The organism is Roseibium album, assembly GCF_965233825.1.
Classification (GTDB): Bacteria; Pseudomonadota; Alphaproteobacteria; order Rhizobiales; family Stappiaceae; genus Roseibium; species Roseibium album.
This window is the reverse complement of the sequence record NZ_OZ247583.1, coordinates 3,890,123-3,902,743: the sequence shown is the minus strand read 5'-3', so window position 1 is coordinate 3,902,743 and position 12,621 is coordinate 3,890,123. Positions and strand designations below refer to the sequence as shown.

At 56.8% G+C, this 12,621-nt stretch carries 13 protein-coding genes; 8 read left to right on the top strand and 5 right to left on the bottom strand.

Annotated features, from left to right (window positions below; translation table 11 throughout):
• Nucleotides 1-219 precede the first annotated feature (219 nt).
• The 8 genes from ACO6TI_RS17775 to ACO6TI_RS17740 all read left to right on the top strand — a co-directional run bounded on the left by ACO6TI_RS17775 (nucleotide 220) and on the right by ACO6TI_RS17740 (nucleotide 7,338).
• On the top strand, nucleotides 220-483 hold the full coding sequence (locus tag ACO6TI_RS17775) for a PilZ domain-containing protein (RefSeq protein WP_158510425.1): 264 nt from the start codon (nucleotides 220-222) through the stop codon (nucleotides 481-483).
• A 173-nt stretch (nucleotides 484-656) separates the two neighbouring features.
• Nucleotides 657-1,799, top strand: a complete 1,143-nt coding sequence (gene alr, locus ACO6TI_RS17770; RefSeq protein ID WP_196899151.1) for an alanine racemase — start codon at nucleotides 657-659, stop codon at nucleotides 1,797-1,799.
• A gap of 11 nt (nucleotides 1,800-1,810) precedes the next feature.
• Nucleotides 1,811-3,211 (top strand): DNA repair protein RadA, encoded by a 1,401-nt coding sequence (gene radA / locus ACO6TI_RS17765; protein WP_104705118.1) that lies wholly within the window; start codon nucleotides 1,811-1,813, stop codon nucleotides 3,209-3,211.
• A gap of 68 nt (nucleotides 3,212-3,279) precedes the next feature.
• Nucleotides 3,280-3,891: a CvpA family protein gene (locus ACO6TI_RS17760; protein WP_055118619.1), complete on the top strand. Its 612-nt coding sequence runs from the start codon at nucleotides 3,280-3,282 to the stop codon at nucleotides 3,889-3,891.
• 140 nt (nucleotides 3,892-4,031) lie between these two features.
• Nucleotides 4,032-5,504 carry an amidophosphoribosyltransferase gene (gene purF, locus ACO6TI_RS17755; RefSeq protein WP_055118621.1) on the top strand — a complete coding sequence of 491 codons (1,473 nt, stop codon included), beginning with the start codon at nucleotides 4,032-4,034 and terminating at the stop codon, nucleotides 5,502-5,504.
• Nucleotides 5,505-5,514: 10 nt separating this feature from the next.
• Complete coding sequence (locus ACO6TI_RS17750) at nucleotides 5,515-6,240, top strand: SDR family NAD(P)-dependent oxidoreductase (RefSeq protein WP_108872695.1); 726 nt, start codon at nucleotides 5,515-5,517, stop codon at nucleotides 6,238-6,240.
• Nucleotides 6,241-6,309: 69 nt separating this feature from the next.
• Nucleotides 6,310-6,924 carry an HAD-IA family hydrolase gene (locus tag ACO6TI_RS17745; RefSeq protein ID WP_422382998.1) on the top strand — a complete coding sequence of 205 codons (615 nt, stop codon included), beginning with the start codon at nucleotides 6,310-6,312 and terminating at the stop codon, nucleotides 6,922-6,924.
• A gap of 42 nt (nucleotides 6,925-6,966) precedes the next feature.
• Complete coding sequence (locus ACO6TI_RS17740; protein WP_055118627.1) at nucleotides 6,967-7,338, top strand: VOC family protein; 372 nt, start codon at nucleotides 6,967-6,969, stop codon at nucleotides 7,336-7,338.
• 6 nt (nucleotides 7,339-7,344) lie between these two features.
• Here ACO6TI_RS17740 and ACO6TI_RS17735 read toward each other — a convergent pair whose 3' ends face one another.
• The 5 genes from ACO6TI_RS17735 to ACO6TI_RS17715 all read right to left on the bottom strand — a co-directional run bounded on the left by ACO6TI_RS17735 (nucleotide 7,345) and on the right by ACO6TI_RS17715 (nucleotide 12,619).
• Nucleotides 7,345-8,145: an inositol monophosphatase family protein gene (locus ACO6TI_RS17735; RefSeq protein WP_029066460.1), complete on the bottom strand. Its 801-nt coding sequence runs from the start codon at nucleotides 8,143-8,145 to the stop codon at nucleotides 7,345-7,347.
• An 84-nt stretch (nucleotides 8,146-8,229) separates the two neighbouring features.
• Nucleotides 8,230-9,657 (bottom strand): ribosome biogenesis GTPase Der, encoded by a 1,428-nt coding sequence (der, locus tag ACO6TI_RS17730; RefSeq protein WP_055118631.1) that lies wholly within the window; start codon nucleotides 9,655-9,657, stop codon nucleotides 8,230-8,232.
• Between the two features lie 152 nt (nucleotides 9,658-9,809).
• Nucleotides 9,810-11,162 carry a PQQ-binding-like beta-propeller repeat protein gene (locus ACO6TI_RS17725; protein WP_209000841.1) on the bottom strand — a complete coding sequence of 451 codons (1,353 nt, stop codon included), beginning with the start codon at nucleotides 11,160-11,162 and terminating at the stop codon, nucleotides 9,810-9,812.
• Nucleotides 11,162-11,842 carry a tetratricopeptide repeat protein gene (locus ACO6TI_RS17720; RefSeq protein WP_108872698.1) on the bottom strand — a complete coding sequence of 227 codons (681 nt, stop codon included), beginning with the start codon at nucleotides 11,840-11,842 and terminating at the stop codon, nucleotides 11,162-11,164. The genes ACO6TI_RS17725 and ACO6TI_RS17720 overlap by 1 nt, the downstream gene beginning before the upstream one ends.
• Nucleotides 11,843-12,040: 198 nt before the next feature.
• Complete coding sequence (locus ACO6TI_RS17715) at nucleotides 12,041-12,619, bottom strand: NnrU family protein (protein WP_196892824.1); 579 nt, start codon at nucleotides 12,617-12,619, stop codon at nucleotides 12,041-12,043.
• Nucleotides 12,620-12,621: the final 2 nt, after the last annotated feature.

Sequence of the window (12,621 nt, the reverse complement as noted above, 5' to 3'; positions counted from 1 at the left end):
GTGATATTGCGTCATTTAGCACCGAGCGCTTAGCTGCTCTGCGCGGTTCATGAGCGTATCGTCAATATCGTGCGAAGAAAAATATCATCGGCAGATCATAGATATTGGCTTGTACGTTTTGACAATTTTAAGTCATCTTTAAGCCTCGTTATTTACCCTAAGTAATCAATCATTAGAATTCGCCGATTTTTCTGGAAATGGATCATCGTGGTTTCACCGGTGCAAAAATTGTTGGAGGAAGCCAGGATCTTCCCCCGGAAGAACTGCAAGTGGCCCGGGATCCTCAGGCTCGAGAAGATTCACCAACCGTGTGTCGTCGAGGATATCAGTGCCGGTGGCTGCAGGATTGCAACCAAAACCAAAAACCTGAAGCAGAACGCAAAGGTCGTCCTTGAAGTTGAAAGCAAAAAACTGCGTTTTCACGGGGAAATACGCTGGACCCGCACGGATGAGGCCGGCATCGAATTTCTCTATCAGGACTAAGGCGTCAGGACGCAAATGACGGGCGTTTTTACAACGCGCTGCCCGATCTAACACCCGCGATCACAGGCCGCGTCAATCTTGCATTTTTCAATTGGAACCGGGTCCGATCATTGCGGTAGAATACCACCTGATTCCACGGGAACATCCCAATCTACCGGAGCAAAATCAGGACTGTGCCCAATCGACTCGAAACCCCCTTCCATTCGGACCTCTATGGTGGACGCCTCACCATTGACCTGGGCGCGATTGCGCAAAACTGGACTGCGTTGAAAAACAGGCTGGGAGACGCAACTGAATGTGCCGCCGCGATCAAGGCGGACGCCTATGGCATGGGCCAGGCCCAGGCCGGACAGGCGCTGTACGACGAAGGATGCCGAACCTTCTTCGTTGCCGTTCCGACAGAAGCGATCGCGTTAAGGCGCGTGCTTCCAGATGCGGTCATATATGCCCTGAACGGCCTGCTGCCCGGGACAATCGACCATTATCTCGAGCACCGTATCCGTCCGGTTCTGGGCTCGCATGCCGAACTGGTGGAATGGATAGACCTTTGCAAGGGTGCTGGCAGGTCATTTGACGCAGCGGTTCATGTCGATACCGGAATTCACCGGCTTGGACTATCGCCGAGTGAATTCACCGCGACGTTTTCAAAACCCGATCAAATGGGTCCTTTCATTCCCTCGCTTCTCATGAGTCATCTGGCCTGCGGGTCCAACCCAACCCACGTGATGAATGATCATCAGCTCAGGCTATTCCGGGAGGTCACGGCTCCGCATACTCACATTCGACGTTCTCTGGCGAACTCCGCAGGCGTTCTGATGGGTCCCGAGTTTCATTTCGATCTCGTGCGTCCCGGTATTTCCCTTTACGGCGGTCAGGCGATCGAAAATGAACCCAATCCGATGAAACCGGTTGCCAAGGTAGAGGCCCGCATCATGATCGTGCGTGACGTACCGGAGGGTGACACGATCGGCTACGGCGCCAGTCACACGGCTGGCCGGCCACTCAAAAACGCCGTCGTTGCCGCTGGTTATGCCGACGGACTGCTCCGGGGCGCGAGTTCGACAGATAGCCGCCCGGGCGGGTTTGCGATGATCGGCGGTTACAAGGCCCCGATCCTCGGTCGGATCTCGATGGACATGATTACGCTTGACGTTACCGACGTTCCCGATCATCTGGTCAGACGCGGCGCGTTTGTGGAAATGCTCGGACCCAATGTTGCAGCTGCGGACCTGGCAGCGTATGCCGAAACAATAGACTATGAATATCTGACAAGCTTGGGGCAGCGCTTCGAGCGCATCTATCGCCCACTCAGCTAACTGGAGATCCCATGGCCCGGCGGTCCAGCTCTTTCGTCTGCCAGTCCTGTGGCGCAGTTACTGCCAAATGGGTCGGGCGCTGCGAGTCGTGCGGTGAATGGAACACGATTGTCGAGGAACAGACCGGTGGCGGGGTCGGGGGCGGTCCGCAACGTGCACCGCGTAGCAAGGGACGCGTTGTTCCGCTTGTAGGCCTGTCCGGTGACACGAAAGAAGCTCCCCGTATCCAGACAAATGTTGCGGAACTGGACCGGGTGACCGGAGGCGGCTTTGTTCGCGGCTCGGCGCTATTGGTCGGCGGTGATCCAGGCATTGGCAAATCCACGCTTCTGATTCAGGCTGCCGCACAGTTGGCAAATCTCGGACACAAGACCATCTATATTTCAGGCGAGGAAGCGATCGGACAGGTTCGCCTGCGTGCCGAACGCCTGGATCTTGCCGACGCTCCGGTCGCACTTGCCGCCGAAACCAGTGTCGAAGACATCCTTGCGACGCTTGAGGCTGACAAACCACCCGCTATGCTGATCCTGGACTCAGTTCAAACCTTGTGGACCGATCAGGTAGAATCGCCACCAGGCACAGTGACCCAGGTCCGCGCCTCGGCGCAGGCCATGGTGCGCTATGCGAAGAAAAACGGCACCACACTGGTACTTGTGGGTCATGTGACGAAGGACGGACAGATCGCCGGCCCACGTGTGGTGGAGCACATGGTCGACGCCGTGCTTTATTTTGAAGGTGATGGTGCGCACCAATACCGGATCCTGCGCTCGGTGAAAAACCGCTTCGGCGCAACCGATGAAATCGGCGTTTTTGAAATGACCGGCAAGGGGCTGGCGGAAGTCTCCAATCCATCGGCGCTCTTTTTGGGAGACCGGTCAACATCGTCACCTGGTGCAGCCGTGTTTGCCGCACTCGAAGGGTCCAGACCGCTTCTCATTGAAATCCAGGCACTCGTTGCCCAATCGACGCTTGGAACACCCCGCAGGGCGGTGATCGGTTGGGACAGTGCGCGTCTTTCCATGATCCTTGCGGTTCTGGAAGCGCGGTGTGGTGTGCGGTTTTCCCAGCACGATGTTTACCTGAATGTGGCTGGCGGCCTTAAAATCAACGAACCGGGAGCCGATCTTGCAGTTGCAGCGGCATTGATATCATCGCTTAGCGGGCTTGCCCTTCCGGCCAATTGCGTCTATTTCGGCGAGGTCAGCCTGTCAGGTGCCATCCGGCCTGTCGCCCAGGCCCAGTCCAGGCTGAAAGAAGCGGAGAAACTCGGCTTCGATCAGGCGATATGTCCGGAGGGGAACCTCAAGGACGGTGCGGCATCGTCATTCAAGGCATCCGGCCTGTCGGAACTTGGGGACTTTGTCGCGAAACTCTCGGCTGAGGCTAGTGCGTCGAAGGGCGCAGAAGCATAATGCCCATGGGATCGGAATAGAGAATTCAGCTCTTTTTTGAGCACCAGACAAAGGGACTTTTCAGGAACATGCCGATAACCATTCTGGACGGACTGCTCTTGGCCATCATGTTCATTTCGGCGGTGCTTGCCATGATCCGGGGATTTGTCCGCGAAGTCCTTTCGATCGTCTCCTGGGTTGCAGCGGCGGCCGCGGCCTTTCTGCTCTATGAACGGGTCTTGCCCTACGCGAAACAGTACATAACTCATGATCTGGTGGCTGCCGGCGCTTCGGCCGCAGCTGTGTTTCTGGTGACACTGGTCATTGTCAGCTATATTACGATGCGGATTTCGGATTTTGTGCTGGACAGCCGGATCGGTGCGCTGGATCGCACACTCGGCTTTGTGTTCGGCGCTGTACGCGGCCTTTTGTTGCTCGTGGTGGCGATGATGTTCTTCAACTGGTTCGTCCAGCCTGATCAGCAGCCGGAATGGGTCCTGGACGCGAAATCGAGACCTATCCTGCTTTCGATTGGCGAGCGCCTTGTCGCCGTCCTGCCGGAGGATCCGGAAAAGGCGATCCTGGACAGAATACGCGATGCTGATCTGACGGGTAACAACGCCGGAGCACCATCCGAGGAGCCTGAATACAGCGAAACCGAGCGTCAGGGCCTGGATCAGCTGACGAGCGACAACAACTGACGCCGACAGAAGCGAAGACCTATCCGCACCGGCAGTTCGCATTACCGCGTGCCAAACGACAATGCTGCTTTCGCGAGGAAGCAGGCCAATTCAAAGTCTCGGGCCGCAATCTCTGTCGGCCGAAAAGAGGAGTGTTCGCCATGACTGGCGGAACGGAAGTGGACGAGCTGTTTGATATGGATGGCGACACGCTTCGTGAAGAGTGCGGTGTCTTCGGCATTCTGGGACACGAGGACGCCAGCGCCCTCGCCGCCCTTGGTCTGCACGCCTTGCAACATCGGGGGCAGGAAGCAGCCGGTATAGTTACCTTCGACAATGATCAGTTCCGCGCAGAACGGCATCTGGGACTTGTCGGCGATCACTTTTCCGATGCAGATACGATCGGGCGCCTGACCGGCCGTGCTGCCGTCGGTCACGTACGGTACTCCACGACCGGCGAAACAATCCTGCGAAACGTACAGCCACTGTTTGCCGAACTCGATGGAGGCGGGATCGCGGTCTGCCACAACGGGAACTTCACAAACGCTCTCACGCTGAGGCGACAGTTGATCCGCGACGGTGCGATCTGTCAGTCCACATCGGACTCCGAAGTCGTGCTCCAGCTGGTCGCCCGCTCCCGCAAGAACAAGATCGTCGACCGTTTCATTGAAGCGATCACGCAGATGGAAGGTGCCTACTCGCTCGTGGCGCTGACGTCCAAGAAGCTCATCGGCGCGAGGGATCCGCTTGGCATCCGTCCTCTCGTCCTCGGCGATCTGAACGGCGCGCCAATCCTGGCTTCAGAGACCTGTGCGCTTGATATCATCGGCGCGAAATTCATCAGGGAAGTCGAAAACGGTGAAGTGATCGTCTGTACGTCGACCGGCATCCAGTCCTTTTTTCCGTTCGGCAAGCAGCAGGCACGGCCCTGCATCTTCGAATACATCTACTTTTCACGGCCGGACTCCGTTCTGAGTGGTCGCAGCGTCTACGATGTCCGCCGGGAAATGGGCAAGCAACTCGCGCGCGAAACCAGTGTTGAAGCAGATGTAATCGTACCGGTTCCCGACAGTGGCGTTCCGGCCGCGATCGGATACAGCCAGGAAAGCGGCATTCCGTTCGAACTTGGTATCATCCGAAATCACTATGTCGGCCGGACATTCATCGAACCAACGCAGCAGATCCGGGCGCTAGGTGTGAAGATGAAGCATTCGGCGAACCGGTCCCAGATCGAAGGCAAGCGCGTTGTTCTGGTCGACGACAGCCTCGTTCGCGGCACCACGTCGGTCAAGATCGTCCAGATGATCCGTGAAGCCGGTGCCAAGGAAGTTCACTTCCGGCTTGCCAGCCCGCCGATCCGCTATTCCGACTATTACGGGATCGATACGCCGGTCCGGGAAAAACTTCTGGCCGCCAAATACAGCCTCGAAGAAATGTGCGCATATATCGGCGCCGACAGTCTCGCGTTCCTGTCCGTCGACGGCATGTACAAGTCCATGGGGTATGACGGTCGCGATAACGAAAACCCGCAATTCACCGATCACGGATTTACCGGCGACTATCCGACGCCGCTGACGGATCTTTCCGAAGACCAGGAATTCATCAGCGCACCGCGCCTGGTGGAGGTCGGTTAAGAGACATAGCATGACACAAGACTTTGACGGTCGGATCGCACTGGTGACCGGCGCCTCTCGCGGTATTGGCTATCAGATCGCAAAACAACTCGGTGAACGCGGCGCACATGTGATCGCACTCGCCCGGACCGTCGGCGGTCTGGAAGATCTCGACGACGAGATCAAGGCAGCTGGCGGCCAGACGACACTGGTGCCCGTGGACCTGATGGATTTCGATGCACTCGACCGGCTCGGCGCCGCCATTTTCGAGCGCTGGAAGAAACTCGACATTCTTGTCGGCAATGCCGGAATGCTCGGAGTTCTATCCCCCCTCGGCCATATCAGTCCGAAGGACTTTGAAAAGGTCATGGCTGTGAACGTCACAGCAAACTGGCGCCTCGTCCGCTCGCTGGACCCGTTGCTGCGCCAGTCGGATGCTGGTCGGGCATTGTTCCTGACCTGTGTCCAGGCACAAACGCGCACCGCGTTCTGGGGCTTGCAATCAATCAGCAAGTCCGCTGTTGAAGCAATGGCCAGAACCTGGGCAAATGAAAGCCTTCAAACTGCGATGAAAATCAACCTCGCTGACCCGGGCCCCACGCGAACAGGCCTTCGCGCCAAGACCATGCCAGGCGAAACACCGGAGAACCTGCCGACAACCCAAGTGGTTGCAGCGGACCTTGTCGAACTGCTGAAACCCGAAATCTTTCGGACAGGTGAGCTTTATGACCGTATCAGCGGCGAGTGGACGAGCTAGGTTTCATCCTTCGCAGACGGTGTATTGAGGCACTGCCGGATCCAAGCCGGAATGCGAGAGCAGCACTTTATGCGCAAGAACACGAAAGCAATCGCCTGGGACTTCGATGGCGTCCTCAATCGCAATGTCATTGGAGGCAAGTTCGTCTGGTCCGAAACACTGGAAGAAGACCTCGGAATACCGTTGAAGGACTTTCAGGAGGGCATATTCAATCGGACTTTCATGCAAGTCATTTCCGGAAAGACAGACCTGAAAGACCATGTACGGGATTGGTTGTGCAGGCAAGATCACCCATATACTGCAGATGCAATTCTGACCTACTGGTTTGCGAAGGACGACCTTCAAGATCCGCTTACCTGTGGCCTTGTTGAACGACTTCGTCTGACAGGGATCCGTCAGGTTGTCGCGACAAACAACGAACATCACCGCACAACATACATCGAGAGGATTTCAGGTTTTTCGGACCGTGTCGACAGGGTTTTCTCTTCAGGGCGGATTGGCCATGCAAAGCCAGATGCGGCGTTCTTCCAACATGTCAGCACATCTCTCGATCTTCCTCCGGAAGATGTGCTGTTAATCGATGACAGCTCGGCAAACATCGCGGCAGCGCGCTCACTCGGCTGGGACGGCTTTCATTTTACGGAAGAAACCAGGACCGAGCTTGCATCCTTTCTCGGCCTTTGAAAGCATGTAGCCTTTCCTATCAGCGGTACAGGAGGCCATTCCATGCAACTCGGTGCGTTTTCAATCAGCCTGACGGTCAAGGACCTTCAGAAATCAAAAGCCTTTTATGAAGGTCTCGGCTTCTCGGACCTGGGCGGATCAGGCGCGGACGGCTGGGCAATCCTGAAAAACGGGGACACCGTCATCGGTCTGTTCCAGGGCATGTTTGAAAAGAACATGCTGACCTTCAATCCGGGCTGGGACCAGGGTGCGCAAAAACTCGACACCTTTCAGGACATCCGTGAACTCCAGCAGCAATTGAAGTCCAAAGGTTATGCCTTTGAGGCAGAAGCGGACGAATCGACCACCGGTCCGGCCAGTTTCGTGCTGATCGATCCGGACGGAAACCCGGTGCTTGTCGACCAGCACGTCTGACACTTGTTACTCGGCAGCTTCCAGGGGTGCGAAGGAACTTTCGGCGATTTCCCTGATATCCCCGAAAACACCCGGTGCTCCCACGACCACGCGAGCCCCGTGATATAGCGAATTATTGACGTCCTGCTCCATCACCACGCCGCCTGCTTCCTTGATGAGCAACATGCCAGCCAGGCAGTCCCAGGCATTCATGTGTGATTCCGCATAACCGATCAGCCGGCCGGCCGCTGTATAGGCGAGCATCAACCCACCCGAGGCATTACGGAAAAACACACCGCCTTTTGATACAAGAGCGCCAATGACATTCACGGCATCCGTAACGGCCGTCCGGCCATTGAAACCGACACCGACAGATCCGTTGGACAGGCTGTCGCTGGTCGACACCTTGATTTGTTTGCCATTCAGGAAGGCGCCCTGCCCCGCTGCTGCGGTGAAAGTTTCCTTGGCCACTGGATCGTGGATAACGCCGACGATAACCTGGCCCTGGTGAACGCAAGCAATGATTACGCACCATTGTGGTATGCCGGTGACGAAATTCGCAGTCCCGTCGATTGGATCGGTGATCCAGGTGTAGCCGGATGTACCTTCTTCGATGCCGTGCTCTTCACCCAAAATGCTGTCGTCGGGATATGATTTGGCAAGTTCCTTGCGGATCAGCGTTTCAACATTCCTGTCTGCTTCGGACACCAGGTCCTGGTGTCCTTTCTGGGTGATAGTCAGCGTGTCGAGTTTACGAAAATACTCCAGACCGAGTTCACCTGCCTGGATTGCAAGACGTTCGGCAAACGCAAGCCGTTCGGAAATCATTATTTTGCTCCTTCGAAACCCGATAAGTTGAGGCCGGTTTGCGATCGCTCCGAATACTTCGTCGCCCGCACACCGGATCCGTGACTACTGAATCTTTCGCTTTTTCCCGGGGGCGTACGGATTTTCCCCTTTGCGATACGTCAGGCGCACGGGAGTGCCCTGGATATTGAACTTTTCCCGCAAGGAATTCACCAGATAACGTGTATAGCTCTCCGGCAACTGTTCCGGACGGGAACAGAAAACGATGAAATGAGGTGGCCGCGTTTTCGGTTGCGTCATGTAGCGCAGTCGAATCCGCCGACCCGCCACGGCAGGTGGCGGGTGATTTGCCGTGACCCTGTCGAGCCAGCGATTGAGTTTGGAAGTCGAAACGCGGGCGTTCCAGGCTTCATAGGACTTGAAGACGCTTTCGACCAATCGGTCGATGCCCTGCCCCTGAATCCCGGATAATGTTGTGATCTGAACACCGCGAATCTGATTGAAGTAGCGCTCGTTGGCGTCACGTATCTTCTTCCAAGCCGCTTCCCGATCTTCAACCAGGTCCCACTTGTTGATGGCGATCACCAGTGCCCGGCCTTCGCGCGCGACGAGATCGATTATCTGGAGATCCTGTTTTTCGAAAGACATCGTGGCATCGAGCGTGACGACGACAACTTCCGCGAACTTGATCGCTCTCAGCGCGTCGGCCACCGACAGTTTTTCGAGCTTTTCCTGAACCCTGGCTTTCCTGCGGATACCTGCCGTGTCGAACAGCTTGACATGCCGGTCGCGCCAGACCCAATCGACTGAAATCGAGTCGCGGGTGATGCCGGCCTCCGGCCCTGTCAGCATGCGGTCTTCACCCACCATCTCGTTGATCAGCGTGGATTTGCCCGCATTGGGCCTGCCGACGATCGCGACACGCAGGGGACGCTCTTTTGTGCCAGCCGGATCTTGCTCCTCGATGAACTCACCGTCTTCATCCACATCGACATTGACGACTGCCTCTTCGCGGTTCGACTGTTCTTCATCGGACACGCGGTCGACATGCGGTTTCAGTGCATCGTAAAGATCAGCAAGTCCTTCTCCATGCTCGGCGGAAATCGCGATCGGTTCACCGAGACCGAGCGAGTAGGACTCATAAAGACCACTCTCTCCCGCCCGGCCTTCCGCCTTGTTCGCAAGCAGGATCACGGGCCGTGTGGTCTTGCGGGCGACTTCGGCGAAATGCGCATCGAGCGGCGTAACGCCCGCGCGGGCATCGATCAAGAAAAGGACCGCATCCGCGGTCTCTATCGCTTCTTCGGTCTGCCGGCGCATCCGTCCTTCGAGCGAACTCTTGTCCGCCTCCTCCAGACCGGCTGTGTCGATGATCGTAAAACGGAGGTCGCCCAGACGCGCCTCCCCCGGCCGCCGATCCCTGGTGACACCGGGAGTATCGTCGACCAGCGCCAGGCGCTTGCCGACCAGGCGGTTGAACAAAGTGGACTTGCCGACATTCGGCCGTCCGATGATGGCGACAGTTGCGCCCACAGCAGTTTCTCCTGATGGGCAGGCTTCTTGAAGAGCCCGTCCCTGAAATCGAAAGCACCCGGCCCGCGATCAATCGAGCGCGGACAGGGCCTCTCATACTTATATCGATCGACAATGGACATCCAATCGATTCCGATTGGGTGCCCGCAGACTTAGTTGAACGCGGTAACCCCGTCATTGCCGGACAGCACGATAATTCGGCCACCGGCGACAATCGGTGTCACGTAGACATCCGCATTGGTTCTCTGGGTCGTCATAATGTTCCCGCTGGCCGCATCGACGATGGCGATCTGTCCATCGCTCGAAAATGCCACGAGCGCACCATTGGCCAGGATTGGCCCCGCCCAGTTGCGGCGGCGTTTCTTTTTCTCCGGCCGCGGCAGAGATGTTGCCCAAAGGGTTTCGCCGCTTTTCAGATCAAGTGCAACCATGCGGTCGTCCAGATCCACCATAAACAGTGCGCTACCGGACACAATCGGCGTGTGTACGCTGCCGAGATCCTGTTCCCAACGCCGCAATCCCGTGCGCGCATCGACCGCCACGGTTCTACCGGCAACACCGGTTGCATACACCATGCTGCCGGTCACCACGGGACTTGCCGAAACATCGGCAAGACCGGATAGCGCAAGTGTACGGAAACCGCGTGATACGCTATCGACCCATTGCGCCTCTCCGGACTTGATGTCAATTGCCATGATCTCGCCGGAGGAAAAGGGAACGATTACCCGGTTTCCGGAGATTGCCGGATTTGCTGCCGACAACAATCCGGCGGTTTCTTCAATTCCGGCATAGGTCCAGGCGATTTCACCATCTGCCTTTGAAACCGCATAAACCTCATTGGACTGGGAGACGACAAAGACGTGACCTGCCCCGGCGACCGGAGCACCGCGTGCCGGAGTGTCAAGTTCAGCGGTCCAAAGGACCTGCCCGGAGCCGGCGTCCAGCGCGACCAGCTGACGGTAGCTTGTTCCTGCATAGACGACGCCGTCGGCAACGGTAACACCGCCACCGGGACCGACGTCCCGCTCACCTTCCGGGCGGAGGTTCTGCGTCCAGGCACGACCGCCGGCCGTCGACAGGGCAACGATCTCACCATTGGGCTTGTAGACGTAGATCTTGCTGCCATCGCTTACCGGACGCGACGAAATTCGCAAGGCGGACGATGTCAGTCCGCGCCCCGATGTTCCGACATTGGAGCGCCAGGATGTCGTTCCGGATATCGACACGGCCACATTGCCCGGGTCGTTGGTAAGACCGCCGCCACTGGTCGTCCAGGACTGGCCGCCCGTCGCGGGGCCTACCTTGGCAGTCTGGCCAAGTGCACGCGCAGCTGGATCGGCACCGTCGAAAACAGGTTGCCGTTCACCGGGCAAGATTTTTTCCCGAGAAAACGGGTTGATTGAATCACCGAATTCACTCACCGACCCGCAGCCGGTCAATGCCAGGGAGAATGCAAAAATACCCAGCAGTGCAAATCTGCCGGAAGAACCTGCCGCAAAAATCACTAGTTGCTTCCTTCACCAGCCGCTTCATCACCGCCATTGGCAGCACGGATCACATCGTTCAGAAGAGACACACGGCGGCTTACATCAACTGGAGACTCGGGGTCATTCTCAACAGCGGAAATCCAGCTTCTCGCAGTTTCCATATCGCCGTTTTTCCATGCACTTACAGCAAGAAGCTCACGTGCTGCTGCACGAAATGGCGCCGTGTCGCCCGTCAGTTTTTCAACACGATCGGCAACTGCCGAATAACTCTCCAGATCAACAGCGATATAGCCGGCGCGCAAAGCTGCCACGCTACGAATGGCTTCCATCTGACCGCTCTCTCTGGAAAGCGCATCGAATGCCGCAAGCGCTTCCTGGGATTTTCCCGATTTTGCCAGATCCGTCGCTATGCGGAGTTTCGCCAGCGCCGGATACCCGCCAATGGAGCCCTCCAGTTCACCGTATAGCTCGGCTGCCTCCTGGTACTTCTGTTCTTCAGAAAGCTGAACTGCGTCGTAAAACTTGTCGCCCGCATCCTGAGACTGCGTTTCCTGCCAATAGAGCCAACCGCGATAGCCGCCGGTGCCAACCACGATAAGAACCGCGACGCCGATAATCCACAGACCAAACCTGCTCCAAAGTCGACGGTATTTTTCCTGGCGGATATCCTCATCGACTTCACGAAAAATGTCAGACATGCGTGTCTAGTTCCTGCATTGATCTTGCCGGTCCGCATTATTTATCGGACCACCACCCCTTTATGAGTGGCGCACATTATCCATTTGATCCGTCTCGGGCAATTCCCTGAACGGGCTTTAAGCTTCCCTTCGTGGCGCAAGTGGGGCAATCGCCGTCGAATTGACAAAAACACTTATGTTTTTCCCACGCTTCGTGCCTTACCCGACCGGGACACCAATGAGAAGTACGTGCAGTTTCCAGACAAACAGACCGTAAAGCGCCAGACCAATGAGAATCACCCAAACATCGGAATACCTGCCAGCGCTTCGCGCGGCTGCGATCTGGCCAACTCCCGGGCCACGCCTTTTTATCGAAATGCGATCAGCGACTGCCCAGAGGAAAAATCCGCCAAACAAAAGAACCGAGGCCAGATCGCCATTCGCAAGAAGGTGTGACAGCGCCCACAGTTTGATCGCGACCAGCATCGGATGCTTCAGCGCCCTGGAAATCTTGCAGGGAATGTATGCGGCTGCCAGAAAAATGAAGACTGGCACCATCAGCAGCATCGTGACATGACGCAGCCAGAGTGGCGGATCGTAGATGAGTGGCGAGCCTTCAAATCGCGCCACTCCATAGCCGTATATCGTCAGCCCCAGGCCAATAACCGATACGAGCGTGAAGAGACCTTTGTAACCGTTTTCGCCAAGTCTGGCGACAAGATTGCTGCGGGTCGCCGGCAACATCGGCAAGATATGAAATCCCAAAAAAAGTACCAATCCGGCAATCAGCAGTGCCATCC

Excerpts from the sequence above, each read along its gene's own strand:
- radA (WP_104705118.1), top strand. The coding sequence starts at position 1,811 with ATGGCCCGGCGGTCCAGCTCTTTCGTCTGCCAGTCCTGTGGCGCAGTT.
- ACO6TI_RS17760 (WP_055118619.1), top strand. The coding sequence starts at position 3,280 with ATGCCGATAACCATTCTGGACGGACTGCTCTTGGCCATCATGTTCATT.
- purF (WP_055118621.1), top strand. The coding sequence starts at position 4,032 with ATGACTGGCGGAACGGAAGTGGACGAGCTGTTTGATATGGATGGCGAC.
- ACO6TI_RS17750 (WP_108872695.1), top strand. The coding sequence starts at position 5,515 with ATGACACAAGACTTTGACGGTCGGATCGCACTGGTGACCGGCGCCTCT.
- ACO6TI_RS17745 (WP_422382998.1), top strand. The coding sequence starts at position 6,310 with ATGCGCAAGAACACGAAAGCAATCGCCTGGGACTTCGATGGCGTCCTC.
- ACO6TI_RS17740 (WP_055118627.1), top strand. The coding sequence starts at position 6,967 with ATGCAACTCGGTGCGTTTTCAATCAGCCTGACGGTCAAGGACCTTCAG.
- ACO6TI_RS17735 (WP_029066460.1), bottom strand. The coding sequence starts at position 8,145 with ATGATTTCCGAACGGCTTGCGTTTGCCGAACGTCTTGCAATCCAGGCA.
- ACO6TI_RS17720 (WP_108872698.1), bottom strand. The coding sequence starts at position 11,842 with ATGTCTGACATTTTTCGTGAAGTCGATGAGGATATCCGCCAGGAAAAA.
- ACO6TI_RS17715 (WP_196892824.1), bottom strand. The coding sequence starts at position 12,619 with ATGGCACTGCTGATTGCCGGATTGGTACTTTTTTTGGGATTTCATATC.